This is a genomic window from Rouxiella badensis (assembly GCF_026967515.2).
Lineage (GTDB): Bacteria > Pseudomonadota > Gammaproteobacteria > Enterobacterales > Enterobacteriaceae > Rouxiella > Rouxiella badensis.
In genome coordinates this window covers 3687668-3706693 of the sequence record NZ_CP114062.1, presented here as the reverse complement: position 1 = coordinate 3706693, position 19026 = coordinate 3687668, and the positions used below count along the sequence as shown (strand labels likewise).

At 54.1% G+C, this 19026-nt stretch carries 18 protein-coding genes; 10 read left to right on the top strand and 8 right to left on the bottom strand.

What is annotated here, in order from left to right; all coding sequences use genetic code 11:
• Nucleotides 1-107: 107 nt before the first annotated feature.
• Nucleotides 108-1094 carry a quinone oxidoreductase gene (locus O1V65_RS17085; RefSeq protein ID WP_017494016.1) on the bottom strand — a complete coding sequence of 329 codons (987 nt, stop codon included), beginning with the start codon at nt 1092-1094 and terminating at the stop codon, nt 108-110.
• Between the two features lie 205 nt (nt 1095-1299).
• On the opposite strand from O1V65_RS17085, the gene dnaB reads away from it, so the two are divergent.
• Nucleotides 1300-2709 carry a replicative DNA helicase gene (gene dnaB, locus O1V65_RS17080; RefSeq protein WP_017494015.1) on the top strand — a complete coding sequence of 470 codons (1410 nt, stop codon included), beginning with the start codon at nt 1300-1302 and terminating at the stop codon, nt 2707-2709.
• Nucleotides 2710-2798: 89 nt separating this feature from the next.
• Nucleotides 2799-3878, top strand: coding sequence for an alanine racemase (gene alr, locus O1V65_RS17075; protein ID WP_017494014.1), 1080 nt, complete (start codon nt 2799-2801; stop codon nt 3876-3878).
• A 40-nt stretch (nt 3879-3918) separates the two neighbouring features.
• Here the strand turns inward: alr and O1V65_RS17070 are convergent, their stop codons facing one another.
• Complete coding sequence (locus O1V65_RS17070; protein ID WP_084911888.1) at nt 3919-4707, bottom strand: transporter substrate-binding domain-containing protein; 789 nt, start codon at nt 4705-4707, stop codon at nt 3919-3921.
• A 175-nt stretch (nt 4708-4882) separates the two neighbouring features.
• Here O1V65_RS17070 and O1V65_RS17065 point away from each other — a divergent pair, with 175 nt between their 5' ends.
• The 3 genes from O1V65_RS17065 (at nt 4883) to O1V65_RS17055 (ending at nt 7596) form a co-directional block, all read left to right on the top strand.
• Nucleotides 4883-5350, top strand: coding sequence for an Lrp/AsnC family transcriptional regulator (locus O1V65_RS17065; RefSeq protein WP_017494012.1), 468 nt, complete (start codon nt 4883-4885; stop codon nt 5348-5350).
• A 277-nt stretch (nt 5351-5627) separates the two neighbouring features.
• On the top strand, nt 5628-6248 hold the full coding sequence (locus O1V65_RS17060; protein ID WP_026110376.1) for a YitT family protein: 621 nt from the start codon (nt 5628-5630) through the stop codon (nt 6246-6248).
• A gap of 154 nt (nt 6249-6402) precedes the next feature.
• Nucleotides 6403-7596 carry an amino acid aminotransferase gene (locus O1V65_RS17055; RefSeq protein ID WP_084911867.1) on the top strand — a complete coding sequence of 398 codons (1194 nt, stop codon included), beginning with the start codon at nt 6403-6405 and terminating at the stop codon, nt 7594-7596.
• 62 nt (nt 7597-7658) lie between these two features.
• Here O1V65_RS17055 and acuI read toward each other — a convergent pair whose 3' ends face one another.
• Together acuI and acuR are read right to left on the bottom strand one after the other, a co-directional pair.
• Nucleotides 7659-8648, bottom strand: coding sequence for an acrylyl-CoA reductase (NADPH) (gene acuI / locus O1V65_RS17050; RefSeq protein ID WP_017490783.1), 990 nt, complete (start codon nt 8646-8648; stop codon nt 7659-7661).
• Nucleotides 8641-9312: an acrylate utilization transcriptional regulator AcuR gene (acuR, locus tag O1V65_RS17045; RefSeq protein ID WP_084911865.1), complete on the bottom strand. Its 672-nt coding sequence runs from the start codon at nt 9310-9312 to the stop codon at nt 8641-8643. The genes acuI and acuR overlap by 8 nt, the downstream gene beginning before the upstream one ends.
• Before the next feature lie 91 nt (nt 9313-9403).
• On the opposite strand from acuR, the gene O1V65_RS17040 reads away from it, so the two are divergent.
• Nucleotides 9404-9823 carry a secondary thiamine-phosphate synthase enzyme YjbQ gene (locus O1V65_RS17040; protein ID WP_017490781.1) on the top strand — a complete coding sequence of 140 codons (420 nt, stop codon included), beginning with the start codon at nt 9404-9406 and terminating at the stop codon, nt 9821-9823.
• Nucleotides 9824-9925: 102 nt separating this feature from the next.
• Complete coding sequence (locus O1V65_RS17035; RefSeq protein WP_017490780.1) at nt 9926-10279, top strand: MmcQ/YjbR family DNA-binding protein; 354 nt, start codon at nt 9926-9928, stop codon at nt 10277-10279.
• A gap of 13 nt (nt 10280-10292) precedes the next feature.
• Here the strand turns inward: O1V65_RS17035 and O1V65_RS17030 are convergent, their stop codons facing one another.
• Complete coding sequence (locus tag O1V65_RS17030) at nt 10293-11198, bottom strand: pyridoxamine 5'-phosphate oxidase family protein (protein ID WP_192504333.1); 906 nt, start codon at nt 11196-11198, stop codon at nt 10293-10295.
• 9 nt (nt 11199-11207) lie between these two features.
• Nucleotides 11208-11834 (bottom strand): glutathione S-transferase, encoded by a 627-nt coding sequence (locus tag O1V65_RS17025; protein WP_084911861.1) that lies wholly within the window; start codon nt 11832-11834, stop codon nt 11208-11210.
• 108 nt (nt 11835-11942) lie between these two features.
• On the opposite strand from O1V65_RS17025, the gene O1V65_RS17020 reads away from it, so the two are divergent.
• On the top strand, nt 11943-12848 hold the full coding sequence (locus O1V65_RS17020; RefSeq protein WP_269129896.1) for a LysR family transcriptional regulator: 906 nt from the start codon (nt 11943-11945) through the stop codon (nt 12846-12848).
• Between the two features lie 89 nt (nt 12849-12937).
• Here O1V65_RS17020 and uvrA read toward each other — a convergent pair whose 3' ends face one another.
• Nucleotides 12938-15793: an excinuclease ABC subunit UvrA gene (gene uvrA, locus O1V65_RS17015; protein WP_017490776.1), complete on the bottom strand. Its 2856-nt coding sequence runs from the start codon at nt 15791-15793 to the stop codon at nt 12938-12940.
• 319 nt (nt 15794-16112) lie between these two features.
• Here uvrA and ssb1 point away from each other — a divergent pair, with 319 nt between their 5' ends.
• Complete coding sequence (ssb1, locus tag O1V65_RS17010) at nt 16113-16652, top strand: single-stranded DNA-binding protein SSB1 (protein WP_017490775.1); 540 nt, start codon at nt 16113-16115, stop codon at nt 16650-16652.
• Nucleotides 16653-16832: 180 nt separating this feature from the next.
• A complete protein-coding gene (gene zapE / locus O1V65_RS17005) occupies nt 16833-17897 on the top strand; it encodes a cell division protein ZapE (protein WP_269129895.1) in 1065 nt (354 codons plus the stop codon).
• Here zapE and lpxO read toward each other — a convergent pair.
• Nucleotides 17894-18796 carry a lipid A hydroxylase LpxO gene (lpxO, locus tag O1V65_RS17000; RefSeq protein WP_084911858.1) on the bottom strand — a complete coding sequence of 301 codons (903 nt, stop codon included), beginning with the start codon at nt 18794-18796 and terminating at the stop codon, nt 17894-17896. The two genes, zapE and lpxO, sit on opposite strands and share 4 nt — an antisense overlap.
• Nucleotides 18797-19026 lie beyond the last annotated feature (230 nt).

Below are 19026 nucleotides of genomic sequence, written 5' to 3'. Positions count from 1 at the left end.
TTTACCTTGCAGTAACCTACAGGCAGTACCGTTCTGAACTCAACGTGATTGACGAAAGAACAGCATAAGAGGGCTCCTTAACCGGAGCCCTCTTTGCATTTACAGACTTATGAACCCGGAATGAGCAGGCTTGAGCCGGTAGTGGCGCGGCTTTCCAGCGTCTCATGGGCTCTGCGTGCCTGTGACAGCGGGAATTTCTGTGCGTCTTTGACATCGACCTTGATGGCATCGCTGGCAATTAGCGAGAACAGCTCTTCGCTTGCCGCAGCCAGCTCTTCCTGCGTTGTGATATAGCCATTCAGAGAAGGGCGGGTGACAAACAGTGAGCCTTTCTGGTTCAGAATGCCCAAATCGACGTCCTTCACCGGACCCGATGCATTACCAAAACTCACCAGCAAACCGTGGCGTTTGAGGCTGTCGAGCGAAGCCAGCCAGGTGCTCTTGCCAACCGAATCGTAGACCACTGAGACTTTTTCGCCCTGTGTCAGCTCAGCGACGCGCGCAGCAATATCCTCAGTCTGGTAGTTAATCGTGGCCCATGCACCGGCTTCTTTCGCCAGTGCGGCTTTCTCGTCAGAGCCGACGGTTCCAATCAGTTTTGCCCCCAGCGCTTTGGCCCACTGGCTGGCAATAAGCCCAACGCCACCGGCGGCGGCATGGAACAGGAAGATATCACCGGCTTTGATTTTATGGGTCTGGCGGAATAAATACTGTACGGTCAGGCCTTTAAGGAAGGAGGCCGCGGCCTGTTCAAAGCTGATGCCCTCAGGCAGGACAGCAACCTTCTGCGCAGGCACGTTGTGATACTCGCTGTAGGCACCCAGTGAAGACTGCGCATAAACTACGCGATCGCCGACCTTGATATGGCTGACTCCAGTGCCCACTTTGGTCACGACACCAGCCGCCTCGCTGCCTAGCCCGGAAGGCAGCGGCGCGGGATAGAGGCCGCTGCGCACATAGGTATCGATATAGTTGATACCAATCGCCTTGTTCTCGACCTGGACTTCGCCCGCAGCGGGATCTTTAGGTTCAAAATCAACATACTCTAAAACTTCCGGACCGCCTGTTGCGCTGAACTGGATACGCTTAGCCATTTTCTTTCCTCGTTTTAAGTGATGGATTTCACCCTACGCTAATTAATTTGCCTTTCCTAGTGACGGACGTGCTGTGCTAAGACCGTTTGGAAATGAGGCATCACAAGGAATTATAATTCGGTATACTGACGCGTTATCAGGGTTCACCTCGAACCTCACGCAAGCTCTGCCAAGCCAGTTATTCATAGTAGGAAAGCATTTACCCATGGCCGGAAACAACAAACCAACCAACAAACCGAACGAACCACGCGATCGTCAGATGGAAGGGCTAAAGCTTCCGCCACACTCTTTGGAGGCCGAGCAGTCTGTGCTGGGTGGCCTGATGCTGGACAACGAACGCTGGGACAACGTCGCCGAACGCGTGGTCAGCAATGACTTCTTCAGCCGTCCGCATCGCCTGATATTCACCGAGATGCAGCGATTGCTCGAGATGAGTAAGCCTATCGACCTTATCACGCTGTCAGAGTCTCTCGAGCAGAAAGGGGATCTGGACTCGGTGGGCGGTTTTGCCTATCTGGCAGAGCTGTCAAAAAATACGCCAAGTGCGGCAAACATCGGCGCATATGCCGACATCGTGCGTGAACGTGCAGTTGTGCGCGAGATGATTTCTGTTGCTAACGAAATTGCCGATGCGGGTTACGATCCGCAGGGCCGCAGCAGCGAAGACCTGCTGGACCTGGCCGAGTCCCGTGTCTTTCAGATTGCAGAAAGCCGCGCCAATAAAGATGAAGGCCCGAAAAGCGTCGACCGCATTCTGGAAAGCACCGTTGCGCGTATCGAAGAGCTGTTCCAACGCCCACACGACGGCGTAACCGGCGTGTCGACCGGCTATAGCGATCTCGACAAGAAAACGGCTGGCTTGCAGAAGTCCGACTTAATCATCGTCGCAGCTCGTCCGTCGATGGGTAAAACCACCTTCGCCATGAACCTGTGCGAAAACGCCGCGATGATGCAGGAAAAACCGGTGCTTATCTTCAGCCTCGAGATGCCCGGCGATCAACTGATGATGCGTATGCTGGCCTCGCTGTCCCGCGTTGACCAGACCCGTATCCGTACCGGTCAGCTTGACGATGAAGACTGGGCGCGTATTTCCAGCACCATGGGGATCCTGCTCGAAAAACGTAATATGTATATCGATGACTCCTCCGGCCTGACGCCAACCGAGGTACGTTCACGTGCGCGCCGTATCTTCCGTGAGCACGGCGGCCTGAGCCTCATCATGATTGACTACCTTCAACTGATGCGCGTGCCTTCTCTGTCTGACAACCGTACCCTGGAAATCGCCGAGATTTCACGCTCGCTCAAGGCGTTGGCGAAAGAGCTGCAGGTGCCGGTGGTGGCGCTTTCTCAGCTGAACCGAAGCCTGGAGCAGCGTGCCGATAAGCGCCCGGTCAACTCCGACCTCCGTGAATCTGGTTCCATCGAGCAGGACGCCGACTTGATCATGTTTATCTATCGCGACGAGGTCTATCACGACAACAGCGAAGAAAAGGGGATCGCGCAAATCATTCTCGGCAAACAGCGTAACGGTCCGATAGGCACGGTTCGCCTCACATTTAACGGTCAGTGGTCGCGATTCGATAACTACGGCGGCCCGCAATACGACGAAGACTAATGCTTAGGCTGGCTAGCGTGCTTGCCCCTGATTTCGAGTTAAAAGAACAAGCTAAAACCTTTTCATCAATTTCTTCATAAGGACACGCAATGAAGGCGGCTACGGCTGTGATTGATAGCAGCGCCCTGCGTCATAATTTACAGCGCATTAGGCATATTGCGCCGCAGAGTCGGGTGGTGGCAGTAGTAAAAGCAAACGCCTATGGGCACGGGCTGCTTGAGGCGGCGCGCAGTTTGCAGGATGCCGATTGTTATGGCGTGGCCCGTTTGAGCGAGGCGCTGGCGCTGCGTGCTGGCGGTATTCTCAAGCCGATTTTATTGCTGGAAGGTTTTTTCTCCGCCGAGGATTTACCTCTGCTGGTAGCAAATGGTCTGGATACGGCGGTGCACAGCGTTGAGCAGCTTGAGGCGCTCGAGCGCGCGCAGCTGAGTGCGCCGCTTAAGGTATGGATGAAACTCGACACCGGCATGCACCGTTTGGGCGTGTTGCCGGAGAACGCCGAAGCGTTCTATCAGCGTCTCAGCCAGTGCGCCAATGTGATTCAGCCGGTGAATATGATGAGTCACTTCAGCTGTGCAGACGAGCCTGAAAATGATTACACCCTGAAGCAGCTTCAGTGCTTTCAGGCGTTTGCCCAGGCTAAACCGGGCATAAAGTCGATTGCGGCCTCGGGCGGTACGCTGCTGTGGCCTGCGAGCCATCTGGATCTGGTGCGTCCAGGCATTATCCTTTATGGCGTATCGCCGATGGCCAGTACCGAAGCGAGAGAATACGGTTGTCGTCCAGCGATGACGCTGACCTCGAGCCTGATAGCGGTACGTGAACATCGTGCAGGAGAGCCGGTGGGTTACGGCGCCACCTGGGTAAGCCCACGCGACACGCGTTTAGGCGTGGTCGCTATCGGGTATGGCGACGGATATCCGCGCAGTGCGCCAAGCGGTACACCCGTTTTGGTCAACGGCCGTAGTGTGCCGATAGTCGGTCGTGTCTCGATGGACATGCTCTCGGTTGATTTAGGACCCAACGCGCAGGACCAGGTTGGTGACGAGGCAATTCTATGGGGGCCCGCGTTGCCGGTTGAACGCATCGCGGCTGCCACCGGCATTAGCGCCTACGAGCTCATCACCACGCTTACCTCAAGGGTCGTTCGTACCTACACGGGCGACTAACGCTTCAAGGGCCGCCCCATTCTCAGCGGCCCTTTCTGTTTCAGGACTTCTTGCCTGACGCCAGCCATTGGCCAATGATCTTTTGATAATCGCCGTTAGCCTTGCTCAGATGCAGCCACTGATCGACGTACATCTTCCAGCTAATATCATCCTTCGGCAGCAGGTAGGCCTTCTCGCCATACTGTAACGGCTTTTTAGGGTTGACTGCGCACAGTTTCGGATAGTGTTTCTGCTGGAACAGCGCCTCCGAGGCGTCGGTGACCATCACGTCAGCTTTTTTGTCGACTAACCGCTGGAAGATAGCCAGATTGTCATGCGAGAGCTCGAGATGGGCCTGCGGCAGATAGGCGTGTACAAAGGCTTCATTGGTGCCGCCGGCCGGTTCGAGAAGGCGTACTTCAGGTCGGTTTAATTGGGTAATGGTCTGATATTTATGCGCATCTTCGCAGCGTACCAAAGGGATTTTGCCATCCTGATCGAGCACGTTGGCAAACCAGGCTTTCTGCTGGCGTGGCAGTGTGACGGAAATGCCCCCCATGGCGATATCGCACCGGTTTGAGGTCATATCGTCCATCATTGTTTTCCAGGTGGTTTTTACCCAGTTGACCTTCACCCCGAGGCTTGCGGCCAGTGACTGCGCCATGGCGACGTCTATCCCCTCATACTGTCCGTCCGGGCGTAAATAGGTATAAGGCTTGTAGTCACCGGTGGTGCAAACGTTGAGGGAGCCTTTCTGCAGCACTCTGTCGAGATGGGAAGAGGTGCCTTCAGCCTGCGCCGCAGCGGTTCCTGCTATCAGCAGGCTAAGGGTCAGAAGCATCTTTTTCATTATTTTTCCTTGTTTGATAAAACTGCGCATCCATATTCGCCAAAATGGCAGGGTTAATGCAAAGTAAACAGAGGTTTGAATGGAAAAAACGCCCGTCACGTCATAAAGGGAAAGTTCGGCCCTAAAAAAACTGGTAGTGTGTTTATGAATAAAATCGATAAGCAGGTGAGCAGCCATGTACAGCATTGATGATTACGACTTGAAAATCTTGACCTTATTACAGGCTAACGGCAGGTTAACCAACCAGGAACTCAGCGAAATTGTGGGGCTGTCTGCGTCCCAGTGTTCGCGCAGAAGAATAGGCCTCGAACAGCAACAGATGATCATGGGCTATCACGCCCGTCTTGCGCCCGAGGCGCTGGGGTTGGGCATGATTGGCCTGATAGAAATTAGGTTAATCAATCATTTGCCTGAAAATGTTGAAGATTTTCATAAAATGCTGGAGCAGGTGGATGCGGTCATCGATGCTTATAAAACGACCGGTGATGCCGACTATTTGTTGAAGGTTGCGGTGGCAGACTTAGCGGGTTTAAGCACTTTGATAAGCCATATTCTCTCAGTCCACAAAAGCGTTGCCCATATTAAAACCTCCGTGGTGCTGAATCGTATAAAAGAAAATGGCCTGCTGACGACCCCGGCTTAGCAGAGAATATTAAGCCGACTACCGGTAGCCTGAAGATGAACCAGATTGGTGCAATTTCACTAACCTGGTGCATTATTAACGCGTTTTATGCACGAAAATATCCACTTAAAACCAAAATTTGCGTGAGTTGAGTAAAATTACGATTTATTGTGGTTGATTTGTGCGAAAACGATTGCCTTCTTGCGTGCTGTCGTTAATTATCTATAAAAATTCAGCGATCCCAGCGGGCATGCATAGCCCGCACGGCATTTTTATTTTTATAGGCGACAGGCATTCTATGGATAACACCGACAGCATCACACAGCCTCGCGTTGAGCATACCTGGCTCGAAGACGTGCTGGCCATTCTTATGGGCACCCTGATGGTCTCTTTTGGCGTGATGATGTTACGCCAGTCTGGCGCATTGACCGGGAGCACCGCGGGCATGGCATTTCTGATTCACTATCTGACGCATTACTCCTTTGGCGCAGTGTTTTTCACCATTAATCTGCCGTTTTACTGGCTCTCGATCCGTCGCATGGGCTGGCCATTCACTATCAAGACGTTTTGCGCCGTGGCACTGGTTTCCTTATTCACCAGTCTGCATCCGCTCTTCATCCATTTCGACCATCTCGAGCCTTTTTATGCGGTGCTTTTCGGTAACGTTATCATGGGAATGGGATTTATCGTGCTGTTCCGCCACAAGGCGAGCCTGGGCGGCATGAATATCCTCTCGCTGTATCTGCAGGACAAATACGGCATTCGCGCCGGTAAACTCCAGATGGGCGTGGATTTCGTGATAGTGCTTGCGTCGCTGTTTGTGGTGAGTATTCCGATGCTGATCGCCTCGATTCTTGGCGCGTTCGTGCTGAATCTGATCATCGCGATGAACCACCGTCCGGGCCGCTATAGGGTTTAAAAAGATCACAACATTAATGTGATCTTGTTGAGCGATATTTGTTAGTCTACGTGATAATAAAAACAGCAGTAAAAGTCGGTGCTTCGACATAACAGATCCCCTTGAACCGGGCTCTGACGCTTGTCCAAGATACAATTCCAAGGAGAAATATACCGTGTTCCAACATGTTGATGCTTATGCCGGTGACCCAATTCTGTCGCTGATGGAAAGCTTCAAGAACGATCCGAGAGAGAAAAAGGTCAACCTGAGTATCGGTCTGTATTACGACGATAAAGGGATTATCCCACAGCTTGGTGCTGTCGAAGCCGCTGAAAACCAACTGAATGCGCAGCCTCAGACCGCCTCGGTTTATCTGCCGATGGAAGGCCTTGCAGGCTATCGCAGCAGCATCCAGAAACTGTTGTTTGGTGCTGAACATACCGCACTGCAGCAGCAGCGTATCGCCACTATTCAGACCGTGGGTGGCTCGGGTGCGTTGAAAGTGGGTGCTGACTTCCTGAAGCACTACTTCCCAAATTCAGAAGTTTGGGTCAGTAATCCGACCTGGGACAACCACGTCGCGATTTTCGCTGGCGCAGGTTTCAAGGTGCACACCTATCCTTACTTTGATGCCGAAAAGCTGGGCGTTAACTTTGCCGGTATGATCGATACCCTGCAGACCCTGCCCGCGCAAAGCATCGTGCTGTTGCACCCTTGCTGCCATAACCCGACCGGTTCTGATTTGACGCAGTCCCAGTGGGACCAGGTGATTGAGCTGGTGAAGCAGCGTGAACTCATTCCGTTCCTCGACATTGCCTATCAGGGCTTTGGCGATGGCATGAATGAAGACGCCTACGCGATTCGCGCGATGGCTGCTGCGGGCGTGAACATGCTGGTCAGCAACTCGTTCTCTAAAATCTTCTCGCTGTATGGCGAGCGCGTGGGTGGACTGTCCGTGGTCTGTGAAAACAGCGAAGCGTCGGGCCGCGTGCTGGGTCAGCTGAAAGCGACCGTACGTCGCAACTACTCAAGCCCGCCAAACTTTGGCGCGAAAGTGGTTGAGACCGTGCTGAATGACGCTGCGCTGAAGGCACAGTGGCTGGCAGAAGTTGAAACCATGCGCACACGTATTATCGAAATGCGTCAGGTGCTGGTAAACAGCCTGAAGAAAGCCCTGCCGGGTCGCGATTTCGACTATCTGCTGCAACAGCGTGGGATGTTCGGCTACACCGGTTTCAGCGCCGCTCAGGTTGACAGACTGCGTGAAGAGTTTGGCGTGTACCTGATTGCCAGCGGCCGTGTTTGCATGGCCGGCCTGAATCACCACAACGTGGAACAGGTTGCCGCGGCGTTTGCTGCCGTACAGTAATCGCTCTCAGTCAGGATAATATCTCGGCGTGATAGTTTATCACGCCGTTTTTTTTTGCCTTTTTAGGCCTCTTTGACCCGCACCACCACGCGTCCGCGAATTTCGCCTTTCATCAGCTTTTCGGCAGCAGCGAGAGTCTCTTCAAGCGTTATCTCCTGACTCACGGTCTCAAGCAGGGTCGAGTCAACCAGTTCGGCCAGTCGCGACCATGCCATCCTGCGTTCTTCTGCCGGGCGGGTGACGCTGTTGATACCCGCCAGCGTCACGTTGCGCAGAATAAACGGCGCGACGCTGGCCGGGAAATCCAGCCCCTGTGCCATGCCGCAGGCCGCGACGGTGCCATTTTCTTTGATGCTGGCGCAGACATTGGCCAGCGTGTGGCTGCCCACGGAATCAATGGCGGCAGCCCAACGTTCTTTTTGCAGCGGCTTGCCTGGCTCACTCAGCGTGTGGCGATCGATGATTTCGCTGGCGCCCAGTTTTTCGGTCAGGTAGGCGGCCTCATCGGGGCGTCCGGTCGAGGCCGTGACCTGATAGCCTAGCCGCGAGAGCAGCGCGATGGCAAAGCTGCCGACGCCGCCGTTGGCTCCGGTAACCAGCACCGGTCCTTGCTCGGGCGTAAGGCCATTTTTCTCAAGCGCGATGATGGCCAGCATGGCGGTATAACCCGCGGTGCCGATAATCATGCTGTCTTTTAGGCTGAGTGCCGCAGGAACCGGCGTCAGGTATTGGGCGTCGATACTGACTTTTTGCGCCAGCCCACCCCAGGCTTTTTCGCCGAATCCCCAGCCGTTGAGCAACACTCGGTCACCCGTCGAAAACTGCGGGTTGCGGCTTCTCGCTACCACACCCGAGAAGTCGATACCGGGCACCATCGGGAAGCTGCGTACAATCGGGCCACTGCCGGTAATCGCCAGCCCATCCTTGTAGTTCAGCGTGGAATAGTGCACATCAACCAGCACCTCGCCCTCGGGCAGGCTGCTGTCATCCAGCGCTTTCAGCGTGGCCTGATAGCGATCGTCATTTTTCTCAATCAGAATGGCTTTAAACATTGTCGGCTCCAGAAGGAAAGGTATCGGCAGGCGGCTTGGGCAGCCCGGCAAGGAAATAGCGGATAAAGTTATGCAACGGCATCGCATTGCCGTTGAGCTTGGCGCGCATTACCGCGCCCTCCCAACCGGCCCAGAAATAGGCGGCCAGCGTGTCGCAGTCGGCCTCAGTCGAGAGCTCGCCGCGTTGTTGCGCCTGGGCCAGACACTGACTCACGCGCCGTTCCCAACTTTGCAGGATAGTTATCAGCTGTTCACGGTAGTTCACTGGAAGATTGGCGATTTCCTGCCCCAGATTTCCTACCAGGCAGCCGCGCGTGAAGGCGTATTTCGCCATGCCCTCTGCGGCGTGATTGACGAACGCCTGAAGGCGTTGCAGCGGAGTGAGGCTTTCGTCAAGCAGGCTTTTGTCCAGCCGATGAGCAAAAAACTGCGCGTAGTTTTCGATAATTGCCTGACCGAAGGACTCTTTACTGTCGAAATAGTAGTAGAAAGAGCCTTTAGGAACGCCGACCTGACGGAGGATGCCGTCGATGCCGGCGGCGGCAAAGCCTTGTTCTGTGAGGACAGCGGTACCGCTGCGGATCAGCGTTTCGCGGGTGTCTGCGTTTTCACGTCCGGCCTTTGGCGGACGACCACGGCGTGGTTTTAAGGTGTCAGTCGTCATTAAACAAATATAGACCGAGCGTCTTGTTAAATCAAAAGCCGCTTAAATGAAGTTATACTTTTAATGACTTTAATCAAAAAAAGGGGGGATTATGTGGTTTCAAAAAGAGCTTAGTCTTAAGCAGCGGCCGCGCGGCTTTCATTTGGTCACCGAGGAAATCCTGCGGCAGGTTCCTGAAATCAGACAGCTTTCCGTTGGGATTTGCCACGTCTTTATTCAGCATACCTCGGCGGGATTAACCATTAATGAAAACGCCGATCCGACCGTGCGGCAGGATTTCGAAGGCTATTTCAATCGTGCGGTGAAAGAGGACGAGCCTTGGTATCAGCACGATTACGAAGGCAGTGACGACATGCCTGCGCATCTCAAGAGCAGTATTTTAGGGTGCAGCCTGAGTATTCCTGTCACTAATGGCAGGCTGAATCTTGGCACCTGGCAGGGCATCTATCTTTGCGAGCATCGCAATCACGGCGGTTCAAGAAGGCTGGTCATTACCCTGAATGGTCATTAATTCTGAATGGCTTTTAAAACTGTTAACTTGATTGCAGTTGGTTGTTTTTTGCCCAGATATACTTCTTCCTCTATGCTCACTCCCTGTGGAAGGATTATCAATATGAATAATGATCAACTGCTCGATTATTGTCTTTCAAAGCCCGGCGCTCATCAAAGTAACGAAAATCTTTGGCAGGCCAATCAGATAAAAGTGGCGGGTGTGATGTTTGCCATGCTGCGTGATAAAGAAGGACATCCAGCCATTTCGTTAAAAACTAGTCATCAAACCGCCGCCAGTCTGCGCCATCAACATCCCGAAATTTTGCCAAGCGATTGCCTCAACAAAGCACACTGGAACTGCGTCCTGCTGGACGGAAATTTGCCGGATTCCCAATTTTATAATCTGATCGACAGCTCCTATCAGCTGGTTCTCGAAGGCCTCCCCGAGGAAAAACGGCAGGAAATAGGCGATTGACGTTAACCTTGGGTTACGCCCAAACGCCGGTGCTTAACGTCGCCGGTGAGTATTCGATGTCGGTTCCCCGCCAGGGCAGCAGCGCCGGAAAGCGCCACGCCGTGGAAATATGCAGGCACCAATAGCGCTCGGCACCTTGCAGTCCGTGCTGAGCATTGTCCTGCCAGCTTATCTCGGTATTGCCCTGAAGATGTAATACGTCGCCACTGTTAAAATCCAGAAACAGCAGTGCGGCTCGAGGTTCTGCCAGCATATTCCCCAGCGTGTTCATATAGCGATTGCCGCTAAAATCCGGCACCCATAGCGTATCGCCCACCAATTTTACGAAGCCGGGGTTCCCGCCGCGATGGGACATATCTGCACCGCCGTTTGCCACATCACTGTGTGCGTGAGTGGCAACGAAAAAGGTGTCGGCGCTGTGGATAAGCTCTCGGGCCGCGGCGTCCAGCAAGCTCAGGCGCACAATCGGCCCGGCGTGGCGCTCGACCGGAGAAATCTGCCTGCGCTGAATGTATTTCGGGCAATTGCCGAAGCTCTGTTGCACCGCAATCTCTAACCGATTCTTGTCCATCCGGCTTATGACGCCATTCACCCGATTTCTTCGCCGGTTGGTGAAATCCAGCCCCAGCGCACCTAGAACCTGTCCGCAGGCGATTGACGAGAGTGCGGGGCAGTCCTCGCGGCGCGGTGCATTAATGCGCAGATGCGAATTATCCACCGAGCTGATAAACCCAGGTGGACCATTGAGCACGGTTGCGACCGGCCACCCGCGCTCGTCCAGAGTGGCGATATAAAACGACCGCAACCCGGCAAAAAAATCGCGGTGCTGCTGTGGCATGGTGGGATAAATACCGGCCGCGCCAACATTAAATCCGGCCAGCATTTGTGCCCGTTTTTCATCAGCATGGAAGATATCCATCATGGCACCTTAGGCTTTTGCCGGTTCGGGTAAGGGCAGTGGAGGCGTAGAGAAGAAGCCCGGTAACTGCTCGATGCGCTTCAGCCATTGTTTGATGGAAGGATAGGCTTCTAGCGAAATACCGCCCTCCGGCGCGAGCGCGATATAGCTGTAACAGGCCAGATCGGCAATCGTAGGCGCTTGCTCTGAGGCAAGGAACTGACGCGGTGACAGATGTTGCTCAAGCTGCGGCAAGAATTTTTCCGCCACCTTAAGCGCGGACTGATAATCCTCTTTGGTGCCAAACTGGGCGATAAGCCGCGCCGACGCCGGACCATAGCGCACCTCACCGGCAGCCTTGCACAGCCACTGTTGGGTGTGCGCCGCGCCAAGTGCGTCCTGCGGCAGCCAGTGGCTGTCAGGCGCGTAAGTTTTCGCTAAATAAATCAGGATAGCGTTACTGTCGCTAATCACCGTCTCGCCGTCCACCAGGACCGGGATCTGTCCCCATGGATTCATGGCCTGAAACGCTTCGCTGGCGCGCACGTCGGCACCCGCTTCTATAGAGTCATGCGGCAGGTTCAACATTTTTAGCAGTAGCGCAACGCGGTGTGTGTGGCCTGAGAGCGGGGTGCCATAAAGCGTTATTCTGTTCATTGATTTCTCCGGTGTTGATTCAGATTTGCTGTAGCCAGATTACTCTTGCAATCGATGAATGAAATCCGGTTATATTGAAATTGATAATTTCGAAAAGTGGAACAATCAATGGATCGTCTCGACGAGCTGGCTATTTTTCTCGAGGTGTTGCAGCACGGTAGCCTGGCGGCGGCGGCAAGAAAGCTGCGTCGTTCGGCTCCCGCGGTTACGCGCGCGATTGCCTCGCTGGAACAGCGATTCGGCGCACGGCTGGTGGAGCGCACGACGCGACGTCTGGCACCGACGGAGGCAGGTTTACGGCTTGCCGAGCGCGCGGCGGTGGTCTTGAGCGCCTATAATGATGCGGTGCAGGATACCGTATCGGCGCAGCTTAAAGGGTTGCTGCGTATCACCGCGCCGGTGCTGTTCGGACGCCGCCATGTCGCGCCGCTGGTCATGGAGTTTCAGGCGCAGCATCCCGAGATCCAGATCGAGCTGATCCTCAACGATCGTAACCTCGAGATGATTGACCAGGGGATCGACGTCGCCGTTCGCATTGGCAACCTGGCTGATTCGTCCAAGGTCGCGAGGCGTCTCGGGGAAGTCAGCGTGGTGGTGGTCGCCAGCCCTGAATACCTGGAGTACCAAACGCCGGTCTGCCATCCGGCTGATTTGGCGGCGCATCAAATCATTCTCAGCAGCAATGATGCCTTTAATGAATGGCGCTTTGGGCCGCACGAAGAGGGACCCCGTGTCAGGCTTTCGCCGCATTTGCTGTTCAATGACGTTGAAACCCGAAGGCTGGCGGTGATAGCCGGAAAGGGAATTGCCAGACTCCTGTCGTATCAGGTCGCCGATGAGCTGGCTAACGGCACGCTGGTGCGACTGCTGCCGGAATTTGAACCGCTGCCGCTGCCGGTTCAACTGGTGGTGCAGAATATCCAGCGTATGCCGATAAAAGTCAGAGCTTTTTGGGACTTTTCGCGAGAAAAATTGAGCCAACTGCCACAGATTCATTCCTCAAGGAGTGAATGACCCGGCGGTAGACACGTCAAACTCTCTTCATGAGATCATAAAAAAAGCGAGCCTAAAGGCTCGCTTTTTCATTGACGTCAACCTATCGATCAGGCTGATTTTTTGGCTTTGTGCGTATGACGCTCAAGCAGCGGTTTCAGGAAACGGGCGGTGTGCGATTCTTTGCACTCCGCGACCGTTTCTGGTGTGCCGGAGACCAGAATCTGTCCGCCGCCGTGGCCACCTTCAGGGCCGAGATCGACAATCCAGTCTGCGGTTTTAATCACATCAAGATTGTGCTCAATCACCACGATGGTGTTGCCCTGATCGCGTAGCTGATGCAGCACCTCGAGCAGTTGCTGGATATCGGCGAAATGCAGACCGGTAGTCGGTTCGTCGAGAATATACAGCGTCTGGCCGGTTCCGCGTTTAGACAGCTCACGCGCCAGTTTGACCCTCTGCGCTTCACCGCCGGACAGCGTGGTTGCCGACTGACCCAGACGGATGTACGAAAGACCCACGTCCATCAGCGTTTGCAGCTTGCGCGCCAGCGCCGGAACGGCATCGAAGAAATCACGTGCTTCTTCGATGGTCATGTCCAGCGTCTCGTGAATACTCTTGCCTTTGTACTTAATCTCAAGCGTTTCACGGTTATAGCGTTTTCCTTTGCACTGATCGCAAGGCACGTAGATGTCCGGCAGGAAGTGCATCTCGACCTTAATCACGCCATCGCCCTGACAGGCTTCGCAGCGCCCACCCTTGACGTTAAAGCTGAACCGCCCCGGCGTGTAGCCGCGCGAACGCGACTCGGGAACACCGGCGAACAGCTCGCGCACCGGAGTAAAGATGCCGGTGTAGGTCGCAGGGTTAGAACGCGGCGTGCGACCGATAGGGCTTTGGTCAATATCGATAACCTTATCGAAATGCTCAAGTCCCTGAATGTCGCGATAAGGCGCGGCTTCGGCGATGGTTGCGCCGTTTAACTGACGCTGCGCCAGTGGGAACAGCGTGTCGTTAATCAACGTCGATTTACCCGAACCGGACACACCGGTAATGCAGGTAAACAGGCCAACCGGCAGCGTTAGGGTGACGTCTTTCAGGTTGTTGCCCGTTGCGCCAATCAGTTTTAGCACCTTCGCCGCATCAGCGGGAACGCGCTGTTCTGGCACGGAGATTTCACGTTTGCCGCTGAGGTATTGCCCGGTCAGGGAGTCCTCTTTAGCCATAATATCTTCTGCGGTACCTTCTGCCACTACCTGACCGCCGTGCACGCCCGCACCGGGACCGATATCGATGATATGGTCGGCGGCGCGGATGGCGTCTTCGTCGTGTTCGACCACGATAACCGTGTTACCGAGGTCGCGCAGGTGAATCAGCGTCTCGAGCAGGCGCTCGTTATCACGCTGATGCAGGCCGATGGAAGGTTCGTCCAGCACGTACATGACCCCGACCAGACCGGCACCAATCTGACTCGCCAGACGGATACGCTGCGCCTCACCGCCAGATAGCGTTTCCGCTGAACGTGACAGAGAGAGGTAGTTGAGTCCGACGTTGACCAGAAACTTCAGGCGATCGCCGATTTCCTTGAGGATCTTCTCGGCAATCTGCTTACGCTGACCGCTGAGATTCATGCTCAGGAAGAACTCCATTGCGTGACCGATGCTGAAGTCGGAGATTTCAGGCAGCGTAGTCTCTTCAACGAACACGTTACGTGCTTCTTCGCGCAGGCGCGTGCCCTTACAGGACGCACAGGGGCGATTGCTGATGTATTTCGCCAGCTCTTCACGCACCGCGCTGGACTCCGTCTCTTTATAGCGACGTTCCATATTGTGCAGCACGCCTTCAAACGGATGGCGGCGGACCGAGGTATCCCCACGGTCATTAATATATTTGAATTCGATGGTCTGCTTGCCTGAGCCGTGCATGATGGCGTGAACCACGTCCTCGCTCAGCGCGTTAAAGGAAGATTCCACGTCAAATTTGTAGTGCTCGCCGAGTGAGCGCAGCATCTGGAAATAGTAAAAGTTACGACGGTCCCAGCCGCGAATCGCACCACCGGCCAGTGAAAGCTCGGGGTTCTGAATAACGCGTTCAGGATCGAAGAACTGCTGTACCCCCAGCCCGTCACAGGTTGGACATGCACCCGCCGGGTTGTTGAACGAGAACATCCGCGGTTCAAGCTCACGCATGCTGTATCCACAGACCGGGCAGGCAAAGTTGGCCGAGAACAGCATTTCATCGGCGTTAGGGTCGTCCATGTCGGCAACCACGGCGGTACCGCCGGAGAGTTCCAGTGCCGTTTCAAAGGATTCGGCCAGACGCTGGGCGAGATCGTCGCGCACTTTAAAGCGATCGACCACCACCTCGATGCTGTGTTTTTTCTGGAGCTCAAGCTTGGGTGGATCGGAAAGATCGCAAACTTCACCGTCGATACGGGCGCGGATATAACCCTGCGCCGCCAGGTTTTCCAGCGTCTTGGTGTGTTCCCCTTTGCGATCTTTGACGATCGGCGCGAGCAGCATCAGACGCTGACCTTCCGGCTGTGCCAGCACGTTATCGACCATCTGGCTCACGGTCTGTGCCGCTAGCGGAACCCCGTGATCGGGACAGCGCGGCTCACCGACGCGGGCAAACAGTAGACGAAGGTAGTCGTGGATCTCGGTAATGGTACCGACCGTAGAACGCGGGTTGTGCGAAGTTGATTTTTGCTCGATTGAAATCGCCGGTGACAACCCTTCAATGTGGTCGACGTCCGGTTTTTCCATCAGAGACAAAAATTGGCGTGCATAGGCTGAAAGCGACTCGACATAGCGACGCTGACCTTCGGCATACAGGGTGTCAAAAGCCAGTGAGGACTTGCCAGATCCGGATAATCCGGTGACAACGATCAGTTTGTCGCGCGGAATAATCAGGTTGATATTCTTGAGATTATGGGTGCGTGCGCCCCGAACTTCTATCTTATCCATTCATCATTCCCGGAATAACTTGAAAGCTCACCGTGCCGGTGACTGTCCGTGATGCGCGTGAGGATGTGCATACCCGTTCTGCGATTGATTCGGGTATATCCGCCCCAGTCACTGCATCTGAATCAGAAAATTGGGCACAGAAAGTACGAAACGAACAAGTATGACACAAAAAAACCTGAATGGATATCCAGTGCCTGGCTGCAAAATTGTTGGCTCTGTAAACATTTCTGGAATCGGTATTGTAGGTGTTATCTGGAATCCGCCCATGCTAAAATTCATGGTTTATACTGTATAAAATTAACTCATCAGGAGAGTCGACATGGCCAGCAGAGGCGTAAACAAAGTGATTCTGGTTGGGAATCTGGGTCAGGATCCCGAAGTCCGCTATATGCCTAACGGCGGTGCTGTTGCCAATATCACCCTGGCAACTTCTGAAAGCTGGCGCGACAAGGCGACCGGCGAGCAGAAAGAGAAAACTGAATGGCACCGCGTTGTGTTGTTCGGCAAACTCGCAGAAGTCGCGGGCGAATACCTGCGTAAAGGCTCTCAGGTTTATATTGAAGGCGCACTGCAAACCCGTAAGTGGACCGATCAGGCCGGTGTTGAAAAATACACCACCGAAATCGTGGTAAACGTTGGTGGCACCATGCAGATGCTGGGTGGTCGTGCTGGCGGCGGTGCTCCAGCAGGCGGCGGTCAGGCTTCAGGCGGCCAGCAGGGCGGATGGGGTCAACCTCAGCAGCCACAGGGCGGCAACCAGTTCAGCGGCGGTCAGCAGTCTCGTCCTGCGGCACAGAACAATGCGCCTGCGCAAAGCAACGAACCCCCAATGGATTTCGACGACGATATCCCGTTCTAAGAATTATTCTTCCACGAACGCACGTTCTGAAAGTAGCCGCGACGGATACCCTGAGTCTGGCAAACATCAAGAACACTGACCCCGCCTAGGCGGGGTTTTTTTTGCGTCGGCGTTGCATCATCTCCTTTTTCGCGCGGATAATGGCCGTAAAAGGGACTTTCCACCCAGCGGGAATAAAATATGAAACAGGCGGTCAGAGGTTTTGATTTTCGTCGCATTATGGACGATAAAGCCCAACTGAATCAGTTCGTTCTGGATGAGCAACAGCGTCAGGTAATTCAAAGCCTGCATTCGTTGGGTAAGACGCTCAACGCCCCCAAAAAAGCCGCAAAAGGGATTTTTGGTCTCGGCGGCAAGAAAACCGGCGGCGTTTATATCTGGGGGAAAGTGGGGCGCGGCAAGAGTTTCATCGTCGACAGCTTTTTTGCTGCCGCACCCGTTAGCAGCAAGATGCGTGTGCACTTCCATGATTTTTTGCGAGACCTGCATCGGCAAATGAATGCCCCTCAGGCCGCTGATAATACGCTGGAAACCGCCCTTGGTACGCTGCTCGGTGACTGCCGCTTGCTGTGCTTCGATGAGCTACACCTTCACGACGTTGGCGATGCGATGCTAGTAAAAGGGCTGCTTGCCTGGGTCATCAGCAGTGGCACTGTCCTCGTGGCGACCTCGAACTATCCGCCAGAGCAGCTTCTCTCGCATCCGCTTTATCACGCACGTTTCGTGCCTTCGATAAAACTCATCGAAAAGCATCTCGAGGTGGTGGCGCTCGGGGGAACTCAGGACTATCGCCAACTGGGCAGCAATGATCTCACGCCGTTCTGTGAAGGGGTTTTTCTGTGTCCTGGTAATGACCTTCAGCGCCGCGAATGTGGGCTTCCGCAGCCGGGCATCGGGAGGCAATCCTTAAATATGGGGTCGCGTACTCTCGAGCTACTCTCTGCGCCGGGCGACTTTCTGCATTTTTCCTTTGAGGCGCTGTGCGTTGCGCCCACCGCAGTGATGGATTATCTGGCGCTTTGCGATCGCTGTGATTGCTGGATAATAGAAGGGGTGCCGAAGCTCGCCGGCCAGTCGGGTGCTACGCAGCAACGCTTTATCAACGTTATTGACGTGCTTTACGAGCGGCAATGTCGATTGTATTTATTCAGTGAATACGGGCTGGATGAGATGACCCGGGACGTTGAACAAGAGGATATTCAACGAACCCGCAGCCGCCTCAGCCAGCTTAAAAATTACGTTTAGATAGAGAAGAAGATAGCGGCGGCGATGCCAGCAAAGACAATCCATTTAATGATGTAATAGCCGGTGCGATTCCACGCCTTGAGGCGCTTACCGACCTTACGAATCGAATAAATGTGCTTGAAGACTTTGTTTACGCCGCCGGTGCGATCGTTCTCGTCGTTTGGCGCGGTCGCCGCGCTCATCAGGTTCTTGCCCAGCCAGTGATTGATGCTCTGTGCCCAGCGATAACGCATTGGTCGCTCAATATCACAAAACAGAATCAACCGATTTTCACCGCTCTGGTTTTCGGCATAGTGCAGATACGTTTCATCAAACATCACGCCTTCGCCGTCACGCCAACTGTAGCGCTCGCCATCAACCTCGATAAAGCAGCGATCGTCATTGGGGGTAATAAGTCCCAGATGATAACGCAACGATCCCGCGTACGGGTCACGGTGCCGGGGTAAACGACTGCCGTGAGGAAGTTCGGCGAACATAGCCGCTTTCACCGAAGGCAGACTGCGCAGGAGTGCCGTCGTATGCGGGCATAAATCCATCGCGGAAGGATGGCTGTCGTCATACCATTTCAGATAAAAACGTTTCCAACCGGTTTTAAAGAACGAGTTAAATCCGGCGTCGTTAAACTTATCGGACGCTTTAATCTGCTGAATTTCCATCAGCCGTTGGCCTTCATCACGAATAGCCTCCCAGTTTTCTCTCAACACTCTGAGTTCCGGGAATTGTTCGGGCTGCAAATAGGGGGTCGTCGGGGCACGGGAGAACAGGTACATAAAGACGTTCATCGGTGCGGTAAAAGTAGAATGATCGGAAAGCTGTCGCCAGAAGTTATAGCGAACCTTTCCACGGTAGTGCACATAGATAACGCATAAAATGAATAAAATAAGAATGATGTATTTCATTATTGAATCACTTCAAATTTAGGCCAATGTTCTGTGTAACCCTCGGATACACAACCCCCGATATTCCCCTCTGGCTGAAAAAATGGCGCCTGCCAATCCGGAATCTTTTTTAACTCACTTCCCTTAACACAATTGAATCATCAACAAAATAAGAGCAAAGCCCTTACAAAGAGTAGACAAAAAAGGCGAATTCATAGGATAAAAAAAAACCACCTGCCGAAAGGGGCCAG